The organism is Clostridium sp. ATCC 25772 (genome assembly GCF_001573875.1).
Classification (GTDB): Bacteria; Bacillota; Clostridia; order Clostridiales; family Clostridiaceae; genus Clostridium_J; species Clostridium_J senegalense.
Map to the genome: position 1 here is coordinate 1 of NZ_LFRG01000033.1, position 23,456 is coordinate 23,456.

Annotated in this window: 19 protein-coding genes; 4 read left to right on the forward strand and 15 right to left on the reverse strand. The window is 25.3% G+C overall.

All coding sequences use genetic code 11. From position 1 onward, the window contains the following. From AZI32_RS11950 to AZI32_RS11970, 5 genes are all read right to left on the reverse strand, one after another. Positions 1–558 (reverse strand): transposase (locus AZI32_RS11950; protein WP_206406636.1); only part of this gene is annotated, 558 nt, incomplete at its 3' end. 144 nt (positions 559–702) lie between these two features. Beyond that, entirely contained in the window at positions 703–1,230 is a 528-nt protein-coding gene (locus tag AZI32_RS11955) for a biotin transporter BioY (protein ID WP_061996060.1), read from the reverse strand. Between the two features lie 181 nt (positions 1,231–1,411). Further along, positions 1,412–3,658: a VIT and VWA domain-containing protein gene (locus tag AZI32_RS11960; protein ID WP_061996061.1), complete on the reverse strand. Its 2,247-nt coding sequence runs from the start codon at positions 3,656–3,658 to the stop codon at positions 1,412–1,414. Positions 3,659–4,463: 805 nt separating this feature from the next. Then, entirely contained in the window at positions 4,464–5,456 is a 993-nt protein-coding gene (locus AZI32_RS11965) for a WG repeat-containing protein (RefSeq protein ID WP_061996062.1), read from the reverse strand. Positions 5,457–5,618: 162 nt separating this feature from the next. Then, positions 5,619–6,830 carry a 6-phosphofructokinase gene (locus AZI32_RS11970; protein WP_061996063.1) on the reverse strand — a complete coding sequence of 404 codons (1,212 nt, stop codon included), beginning with the start codon at positions 6,828–6,830 and terminating at the stop codon, positions 5,619–5,621. 317 nt (positions 6,831–7,147) lie between these two features. Here AZI32_RS11970 and AZI32_RS11975 point away from each other — a divergent pair, with 317 nt between their 5' ends. After that, complete coding sequence (locus AZI32_RS11975; RefSeq protein ID WP_061996064.1) at positions 7,148–7,459, forward strand: hypothetical protein; 312 nt, start codon at positions 7,148–7,150, stop codon at positions 7,457–7,459. A gap of 107 nt (positions 7,460–7,566) precedes the next feature. After that, positions 7,567–7,746 (forward strand): hypothetical protein, encoded by a 180-nt coding sequence (locus AZI32_RS11980; RefSeq protein WP_061996065.1) that lies wholly within the window; start codon positions 7,567–7,569, stop codon positions 7,744–7,746. Between the two features lie 93 nt (positions 7,747–7,839). On the opposite strand, the gene AZI32_RS11985 is transcribed toward AZI32_RS11980, so the two are convergent. The 3 genes from AZI32_RS11985 to AZI32_RS11995 form a co-directional block, all read right to left on the reverse strand. Then, positions 7,840–9,117 (reverse strand): hypothetical protein, encoded by a 1,278-nt coding sequence (locus AZI32_RS11985; protein WP_061996066.1) that lies wholly within the window; start codon positions 9,115–9,117, stop codon positions 7,840–7,842. 236 nt (positions 9,118–9,353) lie between these two features. Continuing rightward, positions 9,354–10,580, reverse strand: coding sequence for an MFS transporter (locus AZI32_RS11990; protein WP_061996067.1), 1,227 nt, complete (start codon positions 10,578–10,580; stop codon positions 9,354–9,356). A 229-nt stretch (positions 10,581–10,809) separates the two neighbouring features. Next, positions 10,810–13,011, reverse strand: coding sequence for a DNA topoisomerase III (locus tag AZI32_RS11995; RefSeq protein WP_061996068.1), 2,202 nt, complete (start codon positions 13,009–13,011; stop codon positions 10,810–10,812). A 699-nt stretch (positions 13,012–13,710) separates the two neighbouring features. On the opposite strand from AZI32_RS11995, the gene AZI32_RS12000 reads away from it, so the two are divergent. Continuing rightward, complete coding sequence (locus AZI32_RS12000) at positions 13,711–14,265, forward strand: hypothetical protein (RefSeq protein WP_061996069.1); 555 nt, start codon at positions 13,711–13,713, stop codon at positions 14,263–14,265. Positions 14,266–14,389: 124 nt separating this feature from the next. After that, a complete protein-coding gene (locus tag AZI32_RS12005) occupies positions 14,390–14,539 on the forward strand; it encodes a hypothetical protein (RefSeq protein WP_207710428.1) in 150 nt (49 codons plus the stop codon). 98 nt (positions 14,540–14,637) lie between these two features. Here AZI32_RS12005 and AZI32_RS12010 read toward each other — a convergent pair whose 3' ends face one another. The 7 genes from AZI32_RS12010 to AZI32_RS12045 form a co-directional block, all read right to left on the reverse strand. Then, entirely contained in the window at positions 14,638–16,077 is a 1,440-nt protein-coding gene (locus AZI32_RS12010) for a DEAD/DEAH box helicase (protein ID WP_082761237.1), read from the reverse strand. 208 nt (positions 16,078–16,285) lie between these two features. After that, positions 16,286–17,884 (reverse strand): hypothetical protein, encoded by a 1,599-nt coding sequence (locus tag AZI32_RS12015; protein ID WP_061996072.1) that lies wholly within the window; start codon positions 17,882–17,884, stop codon positions 16,286–16,288. Then, entirely contained in the window at positions 17,877–18,590 is a 714-nt protein-coding gene (locus tag AZI32_RS12020; protein ID WP_061996073.1) for an ABC transporter ATP-binding protein, read from the reverse strand. The genes AZI32_RS12015 and AZI32_RS12020 overlap by 8 nt, the downstream gene beginning before the upstream one ends. Before the next feature lie 261 nt (positions 18,591–18,851). Continuing rightward, positions 18,852–19,922, reverse strand: a complete 1,071-nt coding sequence (locus AZI32_RS12025) for a nitronate monooxygenase family protein (RefSeq protein WP_061996074.1) — start codon at positions 19,920–19,922, stop codon at positions 18,852–18,854. A gap of 765 nt (positions 19,923–20,687) precedes the next feature. Continuing rightward, entirely contained in the window at positions 20,688–21,806 is a 1,119-nt protein-coding gene (locus AZI32_RS12035; RefSeq protein ID WP_061996076.1) for a HAMP domain-containing sensor histidine kinase, read from the reverse strand. Further along, complete coding sequence (locus AZI32_RS12040; protein WP_061996077.1) at positions 21,796–22,488, reverse strand: response regulator transcription factor; 693 nt, start codon at positions 22,486–22,488, stop codon at positions 21,796–21,798. Before AZI32_RS12040 ends, AZI32_RS12035 begins: the two co-directional genes overlap by 11 nt. After that, complete coding sequence (locus AZI32_RS12045; RefSeq protein ID WP_061996078.1) at positions 22,481–23,218, reverse strand: M15 family metallopeptidase; 738 nt, start codon at positions 23,216–23,218, stop codon at positions 22,481–22,483. Before AZI32_RS12045 ends, AZI32_RS12040 begins: the two co-directional genes overlap by 8 nt. Positions 23,219–23,456: the final 238 nt, after the last annotated feature.

The window sequence follows — 23,456 nt, forward strand, 5'->3', positions numbered from 1 at the left end:
TTCAATATTCATAGTATCATTAAATAATTTTACATAGTCTTTTACAGCAAAATATTTAAATTTGTTTAGTATGCTTAATATAAATTCGCTATCCACTACTTTAAATTCATCCATACCTCCTGTATATGATTTTATACTTGAAAATCTATAAGTTTCTGGAGTGTTTCTATAACCTATAATGTCTTTTGGATTTCTATGAATATATAATGATGCTGCTATTAGATATCCATCACCTTCTATTATGGTACTTTCAAATCTTTCTTTGTATAATGTTCCATTTGATCTTTTTTTCTTATTATAATAAAATGTATATCTCTCTTTTATGCTTTTCATAATAACTGAGATATCACCACCATATGAATCCACTATAAGATGAACATGCGTATCCATTAAACAGTAAGCATATATCTTAAATTTATATTTTTCCATGCTTTTTGATACTTTGTCCATAAACATTTCTTTATCATAATTATCTTCAAACAAAGGTTTTGCTTTGCATCCTCTTATTCTTACATGATATATTGCATTTTCTGCTTTGACTCTTGCCTGTCTAGCCAAAATAAAATCCCTCCTAAAATGACTATTCTTATCTAAAGCTTTGACAGTATATAAATAATTAATCAAGAACAAAGTAACTTTTATATAATAAAAAAAGTTATTGCAAAGCTAAATTGAATTTAGCTTTGCAATAACTTCTTAAATCTATAATTTTAATCTTTTTTTTAGTGTTAACCCTATTGTAATTGCTGCTATGTACTTTATTATATCAACTACGATAAATGGCGCTACACAAACTATTAATGCATCTTTTAAAGTAACTTGTGCTAGAAAAGCATATTGCATAGCCCCTAGTCCATAATTTATAATCATAGAACCTATTACACCTAATATCATATAATATAATTTATCTGTCTTGTATGATATATACCCCATTAACGCAGCTATTAAGGGAAATGATAAAATAAATCCTCCAGTGTAACCTACTATTAAATGAAAACCTCCACTAAGCTGTGTAAAAACTGGTATTCCTATAGAACCTAGTAATATGTATATTATTTGTGATATAAAACCTCTTTTGCTACCTAAAACAACACCAGTTAGAACCACTGCAAAAACCTGCATTGTAATCGGGACCGTTGAAAAAGGCAATGGAATTGCTATCTGTGCAAGAAGTGCGGTTATACTCACAAATAGCCCGCATATTATCATGTCTTTAACTGTAATTTTCATATTCCCCTCCGTAAACTTTAATTTATATTTTAAGTTTACAATCATTTTAAAGTATTGTCAACTCATTTTTATATTAGGTTTACAATGTGTTTTCATAGTAATTTATCATAACTTATTGCAACAAAATACATATTTAACTAAAAATAAGGCACTTTTTTAGTACCTTATTTTATACTTATTCCTATTTTAACACCAAATGATCTATTAATCCTTTTAAAGTATTGTCCTCTAATTTTTCATTCTCTATACTTGATTTTAATATGGTTTCAGCTTTATTTATATCAATATTTCTTTTTATTAATTCCTTTTCAAAAGTTTCATTCCATTTTTTCGCCCAAGATTTTTTATCATTTTTAATAATTATCCTTTTCAGCGATTGATTAAAGGCTAAGTAACAAGCGATAATTGTAGTTTCACTATAATTTTCTATCTCATCATTTAAAGCATAAACTATATATGATAATCCTTTATTTAATAGGTTTTTATATATATTTATTTCTTCTTTTCCTTCAGTGAATCCTATAATAGACTTAGCTGTATATAGTATTTTATCCTCACTAGTATCTAATATTGAATCTGAGAACGCTCCACTTGCAAATTGATGAGATGCTAAAATCCTCATCATTTCTTTTCTAGTAGCTTCTGAAAAATCTTTATTTAAAGAATTTCTGTAATATACTCCACAAAAATCATCTATATTGTCACTTTCTTCATATTTTATATTAACTGGTAGAAATTTTTTAAATGCAGTATTTAAAACTGGATCATATACTTCTTCTATAAGAATAAAGGATGTTTTACTTGTTAAGACTCCAATCTTTTTAGATAATTCTATAAGTTTATTTTTCATAGAATTATAAACTTCACTTCTTTCAAATCTTATTCTTTGTTCAATAGAATCGCATCTTTTTTTATACCAAACTTTTTCTATAACATTTGCATTTTCTTCAAGCTCTAAGTTATTTAAACTAACTCTTCTTTGAACTCTCCTCTCTCCAACCATTCCAGTTAAAGTAACTACCCCTTCTGCTTTTCCTCTTACTTTAGCAAATATAGAAAATGGCTCCTCATCATACATATACTCTATAGTTCTAGGATATGTTTTTTCAACATTCATATCTCCAAAATCTAATTTTATATCTGTAACTTGCAATCCCCTTATTCTATTAAATTGGTTTAATATAGTATCCTCAATTTTATTGTTATCATTTATATACTCTGCTTTACCATAAGTTATTCTAGCTAATTTGTTTATAAAATACGTATTTACTGATGCATCTATACCAAAAGGAAATATTCTACTATTTTCACAAACTTTTTCAACATAATCTAATATTTCTTTTTCATCATCTACTATATCATCAGTAAATAGTAATATAGTATTTTCCTTTCCTTTATGGTCATCTTTTAATCCATGTTTTATACCTTCAAATATTAGCGCATCATCTTCACATTGAAGATTATCAATAAATTTTGAAGCTAAAATTAAGTTTTCTTCATTATATAGGACTTTTCCACCTTCATTAAAATAATGAAGCGTATCACCCATAGCAACTATATTAAAAGTATCCTTATCATTTAAGCTTCTAAGACATATTTGAAGAGCATTTTTAGCTTGTAATAATTTTTCTCCCTCCATAGAACTAGATATATCTACCAAAAATTCATACTCATGTACCAAATTTTCTTCTTCCTCTTCTATATCTGGCATAAATCTTAAATACAATATATTACTATTATCTTTAGGGTTTTCATATATCATTCCTGTTGTTTCTTCTAATTCTTTTTCTGTTATATAGATAACTAAATCCCTATCTAAATATTCTGTCTTATTAAAATAAATTTTATATATATATCCATCGCCTTTTTCAACTGCTATATCATGAGTTGAGCTTTCAAATTCTACTTCATTAAAAGGTTCAACTAATAAATTTAAATAGCATTTATAATCATTTTCATTCATCAAATTCTTGCTATTTTCTATGTTTATCGGTTCAACAATTTGAGGTATTGTAAGTTTTAAACTTTTTTCTTCATATTCTAATTCTTCTATATATGATATTTTAAGTTTTATAGTTTCTCCTGATATAATTTTTCCTATAGATATTTTAAAATCATTTGCATTAATTTCTTCTAATAAAAAATTAGAACTTTCTTCTTTTAATTTATCACAAATCTTTTCTGCTTCTTCTTTACTTTCAATAGTAGTCTTTATAGTTCTTCCACCAATATTTGCCTCAAATCCTGAAAGTACTGCTGTTTCTGGAATTGGGAATGTAAATACCGCCTCTACATCATTTCCCCCTCTATTCTCATAAATATAACTTGTAGAAAACTCTACAAATTCTCCACATACGTAGCCAGTAACGTCTACTTTATCTAGTATTACATTGTTATCAGTATCGTATATTAAATTAGGACTTTTCATAAATTACCTCTCCTTTAAAGTTTATCTATCTTTAAATTTGTTAATAACTTTTTAAATACTATAGGATTCCAAATTAAATTTTAAACTTATTCATTTATCAAATGAGAAAATTTAAATTAATATTTTATCAATAACTAACAGATTATTTTAGTTAAGAGTGAATAGTGAACAGTTGTGGTTATTACTACTCACTTCGTTCCTAGTAATCCCCAACGTACCTTTTTATAAATTTGCAAAGCAAATTATATTGATAGATTTTTTTAAATCATTTTCAGAAAGTGGTTGCCACTTTCATCCTAAATTCATAATTCATAATTCTTAACTAACTATATTTGTACTTATTTTTCTCAACTGATAACAAAAATTTGATGTATAAATTTAAATTTGAGCTTGTTTCCCTATATCATTGATAATAAAACTTCAAAATAAACTTAGATTTTTGGCCTCGTTAATCACATAATTTATTTTAAATAAATACTTAATATATTATTCTTCTAGTTGTTCAATTATGTATTTATCTAAGACTAAAATCTTTATAAATTTATCATAATCATATATTAATATAAATTTTATCAAATAATTTAGAATAAGTTAAGATTATTTTGAAATTTGTTTATTTTTAAAGTAATAAATATATTTGTCGTGCTTAATTTTAAAAATAGAGCAAATTTATTTTGCTCTATTTCTATATTAATATTTATCTAAATCTCTAATAATATACTAACCAAATGCTTATCTTATTACTCTTAAATTTTCTTTTTTACGGCATTTTATAAAATTTCAATTTATATCAAATATTGATTTTCTAAATTATATTACCTTTTTTATTTAAATACATTTCAGATTCATCTTTTATAACTTTTGCCACTCCATCATAAAAATTTTCTACTTCGTCATACTCAAATGGTATTATCACTTGATTTCTTTCATCAACAAAACCCCATTTATCATTTAACTGTACTGAGAATAATCCTTCATTAAAATCAAATACATTTTCGTAATTACAAGGTATAACAATTTCACCAGATTTATTTATAAACCCATACTTATCCCCATCAAATATAGCTGCGTACTGAGAAATAAAATTATCACACCATATATATTTATTTTCTATAGCAAATTCACCTGTTTTATCTATAAAACCATAAAAATTATTATAACTTACCGCTGCTAGACCCTCATTAAATCCATTGGCAAATTCAAATTCTTTATCAAAAACTTTTTTTCCATTCTTATCTATAAAGAAAAACTTGTCATCTATAGCTACTACCGCTAGACCATCACTAAAACTGCTTCCAAAATCATATATAAAGTCCACTATAACTTCTCCACTACAATTTATAAATCCAAATTTTTCTCCTTTGCGTACTAAAGCCAATTCTTCTTCAAATTGACTTGCGTCATCATAAGAAAAAGGTATAACAACTTCACCTTTTTTGTTTATGTACCCATATTTCCCTAGTAATTTTACACTTCCAAGACCCTGTGTAAAACCTTTAGCTTCTTCATATTTAAGTTTTATAATTTCATTTCCACTCTCATCTATGTAACCAAACTTATGATGTATTTCTACAACTGCAACACCCTCATTAAAATAATTTATATCATCATATTTAGGATTTATAATTATCTTACCTTCCCTATTTATAAATCCACATAACCCATCTATTTCTACTAAAGCTATATCATTTTCAAATTCATCTGCAAAATCAAATTTATAATCTATAATTAAATTTCCCAACTCATCTATATAACCGTATTTATCATTTTTTTCCTTTGGGTATAATTTAACTTCCATTTAACAACACTCCTAACTATATTTCTATATCTTTCAAAATTATATAATACTCTATTGTACTTAAATAGTAAAGCCAATGGGCACTAAACCCATTGGCTTTTATATGGATAAAATTCAAGGTATGGTGCTATAGGTTTTGCACCATTTAATAAATCTCGTTAGCTATTTTATTTTCACATATTTAGGCAAACCATTCTCATATTGAATTTTAGGTTCACCAAATATTAAAGGAAGTGTATATTCATAAGCTTCATCAGTTACATTGTTACATTCATTATTAATCCAATTTTTCGGAAAGTATTTGACCTTGTTTGCAACTAAATTTGTGCTTAAAGTAAATACTTCTGATTTATATGGAATATTATTCACCCTTTTTATAGCAACCATATAGCCACTTTCTATGTTTTCACAATTCTCTAGAGCAAATTCTCCTAAATTATATGCTTCTTCTATATCCCTTTGAGATGCATAATGCATAGAACATCTTTGAAGTGTAGATAATTCAACTGCTCTTACCTTTTTCACACCACTTTGCTTTAATAAATTTTTAAGATAATTGGCTACACCACCTAATTGAGCATGTCCAAATTTATCAGTACCAAAGGAATTCATTTGTGATATAAAGTTCCCATCTCTATCTCTTAGCCCTTCAGAAACAACTATAGTTACTGTATTTTTAACTTCAAGTTTTTTCTTCACATCATATAAAAACTTTACTTTATCAAAAGGCATTTCTGGTATATATATAAAATCAACTACTGGCTTATTATTTATTCTTGCAATAGTTGCACTTGCAGCTAACCATCCTGTATCTCTTCCCATAGACTCAATTATAAAAACATTTTTAGTGTTGTATACATCAGCATCTAAACTATTTTCCAATGCCGTTGTTGCTATAAATTTAGCTGCACTACCAAAACCTGGTGTATGATCCATAACATCTAAATCATTATCTATAGTTTTAGGTATTCCTATAAACTTAATATTAGAATTTATCTCTTTTCCGAAAATGCTTAATTTATTTACTGTATCCATAGAATCATTACCACCGATATAAAAAAATGTATCTATATGATATTTAGAAAGTAATTCAAATAATTTTATGTACTCTTCTTTAGAACTATTAGCATTTTCTAATTTATATCTACAAGATCCCAATCCTGATGATGGAGTATATTTAAGATTACAAACAATATCTTTATCAATTTCAGATAAATTTACTATATTCTCATTTAATATACCCTCAATCCCATTTATACCTGCATACACATTATCAAATTTTTTATATGTTAAATTTTTTTCAAAAACACCTATTACACTTGAATTTATAACAGAAGTTGGACCTCCTGATTGAGCTATCAAACAATTTTTCATACGCTTTCCTCCAACACTAATATAATTTATATTTAAAGGTAAATCTATTTTAAATTATGTATATATCACTAAAAATGTTAAACACTATTTATTTTCAAAATATCAATATAGTATAATACTTTAATCAAAAATACTTTTTTCTTTAAAAAGTATATCACATTTCTTTTAATAACGCTATACTATTTATTTTATTTTTTACTATTTTTTATACTTATTTTTTATTATCTAAAATAACATATTTTATTTAATTATTAACTGTATGTTAAATAATGTTATAATTAGTATATAAATAACTATTGTGGAAAGGGATGAAAAATATGATTTCATTAATTATAGGGGCAATTTTTTTTATTTTAGGAATTATTATGTTTGTCCAAACTCTTATAAAAAAAGAAGCCTCATCTAGCAATTTATATGGCATTTCTAAAGAAAAATATATAGTTACAAACAAAGAAAACTTCACTAAAATTATGATTAGACAAAATTACATATGCTCAATATACATTATGTTTTTAGGAATACTTTTAATTTTAACAAAGGAATCTATACTGGCCAGTTGTGGAGCTTTTATTATGATTATACAATTAATATGTAGCCATTATGCAAAGAGATATGTTGAAATACTCTAATTTAAAAATGATTATATTTTTTAATATATACAAATTATAAATATATATGTATAGATTTAAATTCCGTACTATATATTAATTGATTTTAAAAATTAAGGGGAATTATAGTGAGAAAAAATAAATTATTAAATTTTCTTAGATTAGCTACTTTGTCAGTGTCCGTGGTATGTATTTTAATAGATTTAATTAAAGGTAAATTTGGTTCATATTGGTTAATAGGATGGATTTCAATGATTCTATCATCTATAATAAGTCTTAGTATACATAAGCTAGTAAAAAATAACTAATGCAAAATTTATTTTATTCCTAATTAATTATGTTATTAAATAAAAAGGACAGATATATTTGCCCTTTTTATTTAATATTCACATTTATTATCTTTACTCTAATGGGTCTACTTGTGGTGAATTTTTAACTAGAATTATATATTGAAAATAGTCTGTTGTTACTTTATCATTATCCAATATAATTTCATCTCCAATTAATAAATTTTGATCTAAAGTTTTTGAGTATGGTGATTTTTCTCCATTTAATTTAATTATGGAGTTATCAGTATTTATGTGTTTTTCAATTATATTGTTATTATTATAATCTGTGTAATTAATTACACCATTTAAATAGTGATTGCAGTTTTCATATAATGTCATTATAGTGATCATTTTAACATTATTATCTTCATTAATTAACGTACTAAAAGATTCATTTTCTTTTAACTCATCTGATAAGTTTATCCCTGAAGCAGTATAGCAATGTTGTCCGCCAAATTGTCCAAAATATTTTCCTTCATTAAAATATTTTGATATTGTTTTAAAATTGTTATACATAATATTGTCTCTAATATTAGTAATATTGCTTAATATCTCATCTAAATTTTTATTTTCATCATCAAAATTAATAGCATTTTGAGTATTGTATATTGAATTTAATACTAAAAATAAATCTCTATTATTTTCTTTGCTTAAATTTTTCTTATAATAATCTTTATAACCATTCATTTCTTCATATAGCTTTAATATGGATTGTTTTACATTGTTATAATCTTCCTTATTAACGCTATTATTATTTGCTACTTCAGTACTTATTTTATTAATTTCTATAATTTTCTTAAGATGTTGTTTACTTTTGCTATCTAATTTTATTTTAGATAATTCTTCTTGTAGATAATTTAATGTTTCATCAGTTGTTGCTGCATCTATGCCTAAAGTGATAATTCTATCCTTTTTATCTAAACTTGAGTTGAATTTATATAATTCTTTGTAAAATTCATAGTCCTCTTTATTTGAAAAATATATATCATCTAAAAGCTTTTCATCACCTGTATCCAAATATCTATTTATTTTTATACTATTAACATAACTACCTTCAAGCAATAGATATTTTAAATCAAAATTTTTACTCATATACTTTAAAAACTTCATCTTAATAGAATAATTAGCTTTAGTTCCATGGCCTTCACCTATTAAAATCAAATCTGATTTTTTCATATCTGAATCTAGAAAGCCTAAATTTGAAAAATCATCAACTTCTTCTAAATTTAATGCCTTAACATTTTCATTTAAATAAGCATTATACATTTCTTCTGTAATTTTTTCTTCTTCACAACCTATTAAAAATACACATAAGAACATTGTAATAATAATTACTGAAATTTTTTTCATTTACACTCCCCCCTATTCCTTAAACCCCTAGTTATATTATAATGTATATAAATGTAATTCAATACCTATGATAAGTATTCTTAAAATTTTAGTTCAATAAAATATATCTATAATTTCTTTAAAAATTTCACAGATTAACATTCTAAATTTTTTTATTATTACTCTTCCCACTACGATTTTCTAATTTTTAAACTTAATTTTACACCTATACTTTTTCTATATACTACTATCTAATTTTAAATAGATGCATTATTCAACTTATTACTTTTTCTTTTTCTACTACTAATCCATAAAATTAAAGCTCCTAACATCATTAATATTGTAGATAGATAAAAACCTATTACTTTTGAACCTGTTAAATCACAAACTACTGCTGTTATATAAGGGGATAGTACTGAACCGGACATTCCAAAGAAATTAAATATCCCTAAAGTTAATCCGTAATTCTTTGGTTCTGTAATCTCTGCAACATAAGAAACAATAATTGGATCTATTGCAAGTTTTCCAAAGAAGCCATAACAAATTAATCCAATCAATAATATTACTTTTGAACTAGCCTGCGCACTGACATAAAGTGCGATTGCCGAAAGTATAATAAGATAAACTATTATTTTTAATTTATACTTATTAAATTTATCAGAAATTTTTCCAAAAAATATTGCACTTGGTAATGCCGAAAATGCACTTACAGCAGAAATGTACCCCACCATCATCCCTTCAAATCCACGTTCAGCTTGTAGAAAATTAGGTAACCAAGTAGCCATCATGTAATATCCATAACAAATTGAAAAGTAAACAAATGAAACAGCTATTAATCTTAAATTTAAAATAGTTTTTAATGAAGTTTTTGAAGTTCCTTCACTTTTTGATTTTTTCACTATTGGTGTATTGTTTGGTAAAAATTTTATAAAAATTAATAGTACCATTACAATAATTGCGCTAGTAATAAATAATAGTGTTCTCCACTTTAAACCTAAGATACTTAAGAATGTAGATCCTATCATCCCAATTTCCATACCAATAGCCGTACCACTATTAATCACTGCATTTGAAAAAGTTCTTTTATTTAACGGAATATTTTTTATTGAAAGAGAGTAGGAACAAGCAAAAAATACACCACTAGCTAATCCACAAAAGAAATTAGCAATATACATAACTTCTATTGAAGGTGCTAATCCCATACAAAAGCTAGCTATTGCAAAAATAATAAAACTTGGTATTAAAATTCTCTTTTCCCCATATTTGTCTGACATTATACCTGCTGGTATTTGTATTAAAGTGTAAGCTAAAAAATAAGAACTAAATACTAATGCTAATCTTGAATCAGATTGAACATTTAACCCCTCTTTAATGTTGGGTAAAACAGGATTTAAAACTGTTCTACTAATCCAAATAATAGTCCATCCTAAAAATAATATGGTTATAATCTTCTTCCAAGAAACTACTTCCGAATTATTTTCCATTAAATTTCCCCCTAAAATAATAAATTTATGATATTTTACAAAATATTTAAACATATCACAACATTATAAATAAGAATAATAACATTAAACCTTCTTATATTTTACATAATTTATATAATATAGTAAACAAATCCACTATAATTACATAGAAAAGGTATGAAATAGTTAAAGCTCTAGTCTTCTTTACACTATTTCATACCTTTTATTTCACTTGTTTTTTATTCTAATCCTATTTATTTGATTCTTTAAATAAATCCATTAATCCTGCAAAAGCATCATTTATTGGTGCGTCAGCTTCTTTTTTCATCTTCTTCATATAATTATTTACATCTCTTTTATTAACTTTATCACTTTTTTTATCAAATCTTTTATTAAATGATGAAGCTTTTTCTCTAAAGTTACAGTTTGCACCAGAACATACATAAATTTGTCCTTCTCCATGTCCTTTTAAAATAAGCTTTTTCTTACACTCTGGACATCTTGCATTTGTTGTTCTACTTATAGATTCTCTATGTCCACATTCTCTATCCTGGCATACATTCATAACACCAGTTTTAGTTTTTACTTCTAACATATATTTCCCACATTTTGGACATTTACTTCCAGTAACATTGTCATGTACAAATTTATCACTACTTGATTTTACATCTCCAACAAGTTTAGTTGCATAATCTCTCATAGAAGTTATAAATTTTTTATCATTAGCCTTACCCTTGCTTATAAGTTCTAGATCACTTTCCCATTGCGCAGTTAAAAGTGGTGATTTTAAATCTTCAGGAACTAAATCTATTAGTTGTATTCCTTTTGATGTAGGAATTATATCTTTACCTTTTTTCTCAATATAAAACATATTATATAATTTTTCTATTATATCAGCTCTTGTAGCAACAGTACCAATTCCACCTGTTTCACCTAAAGTCTTAGCAGCATTTTTATCTACATGAACATATTTTTGTGGATTTTCCATAGCAGATAGCAATGTACCTTCATTAAATCTTGCAGGTGGTTTAGTTTCTCCTTTTTTCATGTCCACAGATAAAATTTTAACTTTTTCACCCTTTTCAAATTTAGGTAGCATTTGCTCTCTTAAATCATCTATATCCTCTTTGTCATCATCCATTTCTCTATCATATACAGCTTTCCATCCCTTAGACTGTACAACTTTACCTTTAGCTAAGAATCTTTCGCCTTTTACATTTACATCAACTGTTGTTTGAATGTATTCAAACGGCGGCAACATTACAGATAAGAATCTTTTTATAACTAAATCATACACATTGCGTTCTTCACTACTTAAATGTGAGATAATTACTCTTTCTTCCGTTGGAATTATAGCATGGTGGTCACTTACTCTATTATTATCTACAAAAGATTTATTAGCTTTAATACCTTTTCTTATTATATCATCACAAAACATTCTATAATTCCCAAAAGAAACAGATTTTAATCTATCTTTTAATGTTGGAACTATATCTGTTGTTATATGTCTTGAGTCTGTTCTTGGATATGTTAATATTTTATGATTTTCATAAAGTCTTTGCATTATAGATAAAGTCTGTTTTGCCGAATATCCAAATATTTTATTACAATCCCTTTGAAGTTCTGTTAAATCATAAAGCATAGGTGCATAATTCTTTTTAGCACTTTCCTTAACTTCTACTACAGTTCCTTCTTCTTTATTTGTTTTAGCAACTATACTTTCTGCCACTTTCACATCAAATATTCTAGAATTATTCTTACTATCTACATGTGTTAAATTAAACCCATTGCATTTCCCATTTATTGTATAGTATGCTTTTGGTTTAAAATGCTTAATTTCATTTTCTCTATTTACAATCATTGCAAGTGTAGGAGTTTGAACTCTTCCTGCTGAAAGAGATGCATTATATCTACAAGTTAATGCTCTTGTAACATTTAATCCTACAACCCAGTCAGCCTCTGCTCTAGCTGTTGCTGCCTTATAAAGATTTTCATATTCTTTTCCATTTTTTAAATTTTTAAAACCATCTAAAATAGCTTTATCCGTTTGAGAACTTATCCAAAGTCTTGAAAGGGATCCTCTATAGTGACATTTATCAAGTATCCATCTTGCAACAAGTTCACCTTCACGACCTGCATCTGTTGCAATTACTACAGACTCTATATCATTTCTTCCTAAAAGTTTTTTTATTTCATAAAACTGTTTCGAACTTTTCTTAATAACTTCAAGTTTCATTTTATTGGGAAGCATCGGTAAGTTTTCCATGTTCCAGCTTTTATATTTATCATCATAGCTTTCTGGTGATGCTAATGTTACTAAATGACCTAAAGCCCAAGTAACTATATATTTATTTCCTTCTATATATGATCTTTTATTTGAATTACATTTTAAAACCTTAGCTAAATCTCTTCCTACACTAGGTTTTTCCGCTAATACTAATATTTTTGACATTTTAATACCTCACTATATTTCTATATTTAATTTTAGTAATATTAACAAAATATAGGTCTGTAAACTTATTACATTGTTAAATAACAAAATAATTTTTCACTTTAAACCAACCTTTTGATAAAGATAAATAAAATTATTAAAAGTTAAATTTCAAATCTATTTACCTACTTTTAATTTACTAATTGAACATTTTGGTAGTTACTACATAAATGTTATACTATAAAATTTAAATTATCAACAATAACCGGTTAAATAATTATTTTTTCATTGCAAATAATGTTAACATTCTCTATTTAAAGTAATTAATATATTTTACTTTAATGTATTATTTTTCAATATGTTATACAATCCCAATGCCTTATTGTAATATTTTATGTTTTATCTTATTTTATGTAAATATATTTTTTTAAATTTAAGTGCCAACTTATCCGTTTTTCACATATATTAAAGTACAGAACTATATTTTAACTTACCATATTTTATAGTGAAACAAGCTCTAATTTAAATTTAGATTATTACAAGCTTTTATCACTATTTTATGTATTCAAGTTCTGAAATAAATAAATTTAATGTCAATTTGAAAGACCATAATAAACTATTTTATGATTAATTTTATACTTTACAGAGTAGTTTTGTAGAAGTATTTTATAATATACTAAGTTTTATCCCTTAGTAACTTCATACCATAGAGGTGTTAGTATGCTAGAAAATGCTTTTCAAAAAGATTTAAATATTCTTAAACAAAAACTTACTTTTGCAATTGGTAACTACTCATATATTAAAATAGAAGAACCTATATTCTTGAAAAATAATATATATCTTATAAATGTATTTGTAAATTGTAATGACAATATAGCAAAGTGTATTAGAGCAATACTTCCAAAGTTTTATAATCTAAAAGATACAACAGTATATGTTAGAGTGTTCGATTCTTCTAATACAGAAATTAATTTTGAATTTTCCTCTTTCACAGAAGAAGATGTTGCACATTTATTTTATATTGCACTTTATAATAATATGTATTTTAAAGGCTGTTTGCTTACAAAATACTACTTGCCTATAGAGATATTAGATTTTATAGGACAAGTTGTCATTGTAGTTTATAGTGAAGTTCTTTTCTCTAAAAATACAATTAAACTTTCTTCTCCTATAGAAACCATTTTAAATGAAGTTTTCATTTTATATTATAACCCTGATATAAAAGTTAGTTTTGTAAGTAATAAAAATATTTTCTTTAACACTAAATTCTTATAGTAGCAACGGGAGCTATTTAAAATTAACCTTTTGTTAAAACTGCAAAGCTCCCTTGCTTTTTTTATATTAAAATTATTTATTCTAAACAATTGTAATCCAAAAAAGTACTAAATTGTTTTGGAATATGGGAATTTATGTTGATGAATTTGATACTTCACCTGATGTAGTGTTAGGTGGAGATTTATGGCTGTCTATGGATTGGGCAAGATTAGGATTTTCAGCAATATTATGTGTATTATCTGGTGTAAACCTATTTAAAAAAATTGACAAATAATCTAACTTAATAAACTGGTACCTATTATAGACTGTACACAATACTAAAAGTGTCTTATCTATAGATACCAGCTTATCAAAGTTTTCTTTTTAATTTAATTATTTTTTAGCTTTTTGAATTTTAACCTTTTTTCCTTTTACAGATATTTCTTTATAACTGCTTAAAAGTTTTTTTCCTTTTCCGTTTAATATATCAACAAAAGAACATCCATCTTGAACATCTATTATACCAATGTCATCACCAGTAATTCCTTCAAGATTGCTTATAGCTCCAACTATATCTATTACTCTTATCTTCTTCTTCTTTCCACCATTTATATAAAGTTTTACAACATCACTATGTATAGTCTCTTTACTAATTTTCTTTTTATTATCTTTTAAATCATTTTGACTTTCTTTAAACTTTTTCTTTCCTTCTCTAACTTTTTCATCAGTTGGGAATTCTCCCTCTTTTATTTCATAGCCTACATATTCTTCTATTTGTTTTAAAAATCTTTTTTCATAATTATCAACAAAAGTTATTGCCTTTCCTTCCTTACCAGCTCTACCAGTTCTTCCTATCCTATGCACATAACTTTCCTTTTCCATTGGTACTTCATAATTAAACACGTGGGTTATACTATCTACATGTATACCTCTTGCTGCTATGTCTGTTGCAACAAGAATTTTAAACTCTTTGTTTTTGAATTTTTCCATAACTTGCATACGTTCATTTTGTAGCATATCACCATGAAGCTCTTCGACTAAAAATCCTTCTCTTTTCATAAGTCCATACACATACTTAACTTTATCCTTAGTATTACAAAATACTATTGCACTATCCGGTATTTCACTGTAGATATTAGTCCATAAAGCTTTAAATTTTTGTTTGTCTTCAACGTGTAAATAGCTTTCCTCTATTTTAGCCTTATTTAATACTTTAGATTCAACATTTAAAACTTCTGGAGATTTCATATAATTCTTACTTAAATTTTCAATTTCCTTTTCAATAGTTGCAGAAAATAATGAAGTAACCCTTTCTTTAGGTATCTCATTTAAAATTTCTTTTATTTGATCTATAAAACCCATATTAAGCATTTTATCTGCTTCATCTATTACAACAAAGTTTATGTTATCTATTTTTAATGTTCCTCTATTAATATGATCTATTACTCTTCCTGGAGTTCCTATAACAATATGTACTCTTTGTTTTAATTCTCTTATTTGATCGTTAAAAGGTTGTTTACCAAAAATAGCTGCTGCTCTAACCTTTTTCAATCTTCCTATGTTAGATATGTCCTCTTTAACTTGCATAGCTAATTCCCTTGTTGGAACTAATACTAATGATTGTACTACTGAATTTTCTACCTGTGTTTTCTCACATAAAGGTATACCAAAACTTGCAGTTTTTCCGCTTCCAGTTTGGGATTTAACTATAATATCTTCCCCTCTTAAAAGATATGGTATTGCTTTTTCTTGTACTTGTGACGGTTTATTAAAACCTAAATTTTTTAAAGCTTTTAATATATGTTCATCTAGATTTAAATCTTCAAATAATATATTTTCCATTAAAACTCTCCTTATTATATAATTATTTATAAATGTAAATATAGTGTTATAAAACAAATTAAAGGAGGCACATTATCCTCCTTTAAACCCACTATACACTTGATATATAAAAAAATAATAAATTAATACACTTATATATTAATTATTTTTTCTATATGTCTTGCATAAAATTCCACCTTTAAAGTCTCTATATATAGTATTATAATTTATTAAATAATTCAACACCTTTATTTTTTAATATATTACATAAAATAAATATAATACATATCAAAACTAAAGCTAAAATGCTAATAAATATATTTATATTTTTAATTTTTAAAAATATAAAGCTAATAACCGGTATAACTACAATAACCATACCAAGCATTACTCCTAAAAATGAACTTAAACTTTGCTTTACTACTACTGTTTCTGATGTCCAAACAAGCTTTGGAAAATATAAATTTATAATAAGCCCTCCTATAGCTACTGTAATTCCGTATAATGTAGGTATTATTAAATACCATAGCAACTGAATTAATGTTGCTTTAAATGCTATTGCTAATAATACCGAATTTATTATTACAGCTGGTAAAATTAGACTTAAGTTAAAGATAATTTTACTTTTAAATATATCTATTGTTCTTATAGGAGATGACTTTAATATCCACAAATTATTACTTTCTAAAGATATTGAAGATGAAGTTGTGCATGTCATTACTACACAAAATGACATGATTACTATTACAAAATTTCCAATAAGGTCCTTAGCTACTGGAATGTCTAAAATTTTCATTAATTGATCCTGTCCGAAAAACAAAGCTATTATTGACACTATTGTTAAAAGAACTATGCCAAAAAAAGTATTTAAAACATATACACTACTTGAAAAATATCTTTTCATTTCTTTTTTAATTAATGCCTTTAATTGAGATGACTCAGCTAAGTCCTTCATTTTATAGTTATCTTTTTTATAAGTTTCCATAAGTTTAGAATTTATAACTTTAAAACTTTTATTAAATACATATATAAATAAACTAAATACTGCTATAGAAAGTAATATAAAATTAGAAGCATATAAAAAATTTAAATCTTTTATTGCTAAAGTAAAGTAGTAAGATGGTAGATACGCTTTTTTAAGCATATTACAAATACCATTCACATCTAATGCTTCTGGACTAATACTATTATCTAAATTCATAGATATTGCCATAAATAATATTACTGCTATAAAACTCATTATTATTGTTGCTAAATTTTTATATTTCATTCTTGATGAAACATAACTTATTATAAAAGCTATTATAGATGCAACTACTATTGGTATAAATGGTACAAATATAAAAAGTATAATGAAACTTATAACATTTAAAAAGTTTGAATTACTATTTATAAAATAAATTATAGCTGGTGGAACCATTACTATAATCTCTACCAAATAATTTATAACTACTAAGTTGAGAAGTTTACTTAAAAGTATTGTATATGATTTTAATGGCAATGCCATTAAAAAGTCAAAATCCTTTTGACCAAAAAGAAATCCCTGTGCTTTATATAATGATGTGAAAAATATAAGAGCAGTACTCCCAATAACTCCAAAATATAATAAAATTTCTAATCCTCCAACAGTACTTAACAGCTTTCCTATTTCCATAAAGTATTTAGAGGCAATAAAAACTACCATTCCAATGCTTATAGCAACAGTTAAAAACATAAGTATTATTCTACTTTTCTCTTTTTTTGAAGTTTCTTTTAGTAGCTTATTTATACCTGTTAAATTTAAAAAGTCTACTTTTATAAGTGCAATTAAATTACTCATTATCAACCAACTCCATAAATAAATCTTCTAATGAACTATCTCCTTTAACTTCATTTACAGGTCCATTAGCTACAATTTTTCCACCTTTTATAATTGCAATTTTATCACAAAGTTTTTCTGCTACTTCTAAAACATGAGTTGAAAAGAAAATAGAATGTCCATTTAAACAAAGCTTTTTCATTATACCTTTTAATGTGTGCGCAGCTTTTGGATCTAAACCAACAAAAGGTTCATCTAGTACTAAAAGTTTAGGCTCATGAATTAATGCAGATATTATAGCAAGTTTCTGCTTCATTCCATGTGAGTAAGATGCTATTAAATCACCTAATGAAGTTGTTATTTCAAATTTTTCACTATATTCCTTTATTCTTTCTTCTCGTTCTTTTTTACTTACTCCATATATATCAGCTATAAAATTTAAATATTGAATTCCCGTTAAAGCATCATATAAATCTGGATTATCTGGTATGTATGCCATAATTTTTTTACATTCTAAAGACTTTTCTTTAATAGAAATATTATCTATTAGGATATCCCCTTCCTCAAAATCTAATATTCCTACTATAGATTTTATAGTTGTTGTTTTTCCTGCACCATTATGACCTATAAATCCAAATATTTCGCCATTTTCAACTTGAATTGAAACATTATCAACTGCTTTTTTTCCACCAATATAAGCTTTAGATAAATTATTTATCTTTAACATTGTTAATCCCCCTGTTATTTATTCTTTATTTCATATTAGATATTTAGACAATTATCTAAATATCTAATATGATTATATTACTTTTATTTTGTTTTGTCTATATTAAACATGATTTTAAATACCAACTTAGAACCCTATATAAAATCACTTTCCATAGTAAATTAAAATTTATACCATTAACTTAATAAAAGCTTATAAAATTAAATTTTACAAGCTTTTAATACATATTAAATCAATTTATAAATTAATTTCTAAAATACTTTATGCTCTTTCTATTCCTTCAACTAATTCATCCATTAACTCTTTAACTGTAGTTATTTTATCTATTTTATATCCATTATCTCCTATAAATATTAATCCGTCATCTACATTCCCTTTTACTGAACTTATAAGAGCTTTTGATATACAATATGGGGTTTTAGTTGGATCACATGGTATTAAACAATTATAACATCTTGTTATTTTTTCTTTTTCCTTTGAAACTTTTAAAATAAAATCATTTTTAACTGCTCTACCAGGCATACCTACAGGACTTTTAACAATTCCTATATCTTCTTTTCTTGCATTTACATAAGCCATTTTAAAATTTATATGAGCATCACATTCCTTTGTAGCAACAAACCTTGTTGCCATTTGTACACCATCTGCACCTAATTTAAGATAATTTGCAATATCTTCCCCACTATAGATTCCTCCAGCTGGCACTATAGATATATGTTTTTTATATTTTTCTTCATAAGTTCTTTTTAACTCTAAAATATCTTTAACTGTTTTATTAAAATCTAAGCTTTCTATATTTTCAAGCTCTTCATTATTAAATCCTAAGTGTCCACCTGCTCTAGGACCTTCTACAACAATAATATCTGGAATCCTATTATATTTTTTATCCCAAACTCTTAATATCAATTCTGCAGCTTTTACACTTGATACAATAGGCGCTATTTTTACATTATATCCTTCCACTAGTTTAGGTAAATTTCTTGGTATTCCTGCACCAGAAATTATAAGATCAACTCCAGCTTCTAATGCTACTTTTACATGTTCCTCATAATATCTTGTTGCCACCATTATATTAATTCCTATTATTCCATTTTTACACTCTTCTTTAGCTTTTAAAATATGTTTTTTTAAAGCTCTTAAATTAGCCTCTATTGGTTTTTTTTCAAAATCATCTTCGTCATATCCAATTTGGGCCGTAGAAATAATTCCAACTCCTCCACACTTTGCAACTGCTGCTGCTAAAGACGATGATGAAATTCCAACTCCCATTCCACCTTGTATAATTGGTAGCTTCGCTACTAAATCACCTATTTTTAATCCTTTAAAAAGCATAATTATAATCTCCTTTTACAAAAATTATTTTGATAATCAAAATATTTTATAATCAAAATAATATTATACATCTTAAAATTTGTCAACTTTTATTCCATAAAATGGTTTTGAGTTGAATTTATATTAATTTTAAAGTTTTAAATAAAAAATAGAGAACTCTACATTTTATATTGCAGAGTTCTTTATTAAATTTCTTTATAATTAATACCTAGTTAAAAAAACTTTTATTTTACTGTTAATTTTACCAGATAATATTTAATGCTATTTAACATGATATATCATATTTATTAGATTACTAAATAGAAAATACATAAATAATATTGTAAGAAATATATAAAATACAATTCTAAAAAACCTATATTTAGAACACTCTTTTAATATCTCTTTAACTTTTAATAAAATATCTTTAATTGCATAAATTCCCGCTATAGCAATTGTTAAATAAAAGACTAACTTTATATAGTAGTTACTCATTATTTTCTCATTTCTAAATAAAAATAAAAACGTAATAAGTAAAATAAAATTTAATATTCTTAGCATAGTATAAATCCTACTTTTCATTCTTTACATTACCTTTCTAATCTTTTACTTGAATTGATTATATCACATAACTTCCATTTCCTTACGTGGATTTTTCCTAATTCCAATTATCTTAAGTATTGTAATTTTATATATAAAATCAGCTCTATCAAAATAAACTTTACCTACCATATTAAATTTATATTAATTTTAAAGTTTTAAATAAAAAATAAAAAACTCTACATTTTAAATTGTCGTAGAGTTTTTTATTGGTAATTTAATTTCAAATATAGTTTTTTCATCATCGCTATATGCACATATCATTCCATCATGTAATTCAATGATATTTTTAGTTATAGCTAAGCCTAATCCAGACCCGCCTATATTACTATTTCTTGACTTTTCTACCCTATAGAATCTATCAAATATATGAGGGAGATCTATTGATGATATTGATTGACCATAATTTATAATTTGAATTACAGCCATATCTTCTTCAGCTTTTGTTTTTATATCAATATAATAGCCATCTTTTCCATACTTTATCGCATTAGACAATAAGTTTTCAAATGCTCTTACTAATTTATCTCCATCTGCACTTACTACCAACTTATCTTCTGAAAAATCAACCCTTGATTCCATTTCTGCACTCTTAAATTGGTACTCAAAATAAGCTACTACCTGTCCTAATAAATCAACTAAATTTATATCTTGCTTATGTATATTAATAGTATTATTTTGCATTTTAGTAAGTTCAAATAAATCATTTATAAGTACATTTAAACTCTTCGACTTTTCATATGCTATATTAACATAATACCTAAGTGCAACTTCATCTTTATATTTATCATTATCAATAAGTTCTAAATATCCCATTATTGAAGTTAGAGGAGTTCTTAAATCATGCGAGACATTAGTTATTAAATCACTTTTAGTCTTTTGTGCATTTCTTTCTGCTACTGTTATATTTTTAAGTTGTTTAGATATATCATTTATATTGTCTGCTAAATTTTTAATATCTCCTTTTCCATCAATATGTATTTCCTTATCTAAATTTCCATTAGCCATTGTTTCAGTTTCTTGTATAATAGCTATAAAATTTTTATCCTTTTTATAAGTTATAATTAAATAGAAAATTAAAAATAAAACTAATCCTACTATAAAATTAATATATACTCCTACTATCTCATACTTAAGCACTCTCCAAAAGAACCAAAAATAATAAGCAAAATCATTATCAAATTCTACATATAAATAATTTAAAAATATTTTTATAATATATGCTGTTATTAAAGTTAATATTGAAGACATTAATATATCTCCTAATGAAGATAAGCGATATTTATATAGTCTTTTATTTCTCAATTTTATAACCAACTCCCCATACTGTATGAATTATCTTATTGCCTTCCATATATTCCTCTATTTTATCTCTTATTCTACTCATATGTACCATAACCGTATTGTTTGACTGATAATACCTTTCTTTCCACACCTTCTCAAAAATTTCTTCCGCACTAAAAACTCTTCCTTTATTATTAGCTAACAAATATAAAATTTCAAATTCCCTTGCTGTCAAATTTATTTCTTTATCATTTATAGTTACTTTATGTTTGTTTTTATCTATGATCATTGATTCTATTCTTATCACATCTTCTAAATTTTGCAATTTAGCATTTAGAAAGTATGCTCTTCTAAGTAATGCTCTTATTCTTACTGTAAGTTCCAACTGATTAAATGGTTTGCATAAATAGTCATCAGCACCAGTCATGATTCCTTGTATTTTATCTATATCTTCAGATTTTGCACTTAACATAAGAATGGGCATATTATATTTTTCTCTTATCTTTTTGCAAGTTTCCAGACCATCCATTCCTGGCATCATTATATCTAAAACTATTAGACTGATATATTCCCTATTCAATATTTTTAAGGCCTCATTTCCACAACTTGCTTTAAATACAGTATACCCTTCATTTTTAAGATTTATTTCTAATAAATCTCTTATTTCCTTCTCATCATCTACTACAAGAATATTATTATTCATTTAATCCTCCATATATATGATTATTTTTCAAGTATTCTTCTAAGGTAATTTCATTATTATAAATAGACTTAGCATTTTCTTTACCCACATACCTAATATGCCAAGGTTCATATTCTACTCCCGTTATATGTTTTTTTCCATAAGGATATCTTATAATAAATCCAAATTTATAACAATTTTTTTCAAGCCAATCAGCTTCTTTTGTTCCTTTTACAAAATATCTATCTTCATTAGTAATGTCTATACATAAACCTGTTTGATGTTCACTAAATCCTGGTTTAGCTACATAATCATCTGCACTTTCTTTGCCCTCCCACATTACCCTACTTCCATAAGTCTTTTTTTGTAATTTATACGACCTATATCCCGAGTTTCCAAGTAATGTTATTCCATCTAATTTAGCTTCATTTACTAATTCTTCTAATGGCTTTACAATAATTCCTGATACATGTTTCTCCTCATCTGTAGCTTCATCTGTAAACTCTATATTAGGTATAGTTAAATCTTTAGGTTTATACTCTTCATCTAAACCATATTCATAATTTACTAACATTAACTCTGTATCTTTATTAATAATCTTTTTTTGCTCTGACAAATGGTTACTTTTTAAGTTCAGATTAATTCCTTCTAAATTTAAATCATATAATCCTACAGATAAATAAATAACTATATAAAAAAGTCCACAAATTATTATAGTAATTCTTAAGATATTTTTAAATATATTTTCCATAAAACTTACCCCTTTTTCTATGTGATAAATATATTTTAGAAAATAGAGTTTACAGTATTTATAAAAATTTCTTAAGAAATCTTAAGTTTTAAAACATATATATAGTATTTTCACATACAAAGTTACTTTCCTTTAGTTATACCCCATTAATTTTTGAATAAAACCTTTAATATTTATAAAATCTAATAATAATTTAAAAAACATATTAAGATTTTACTTTATATCAATTGTATATTTT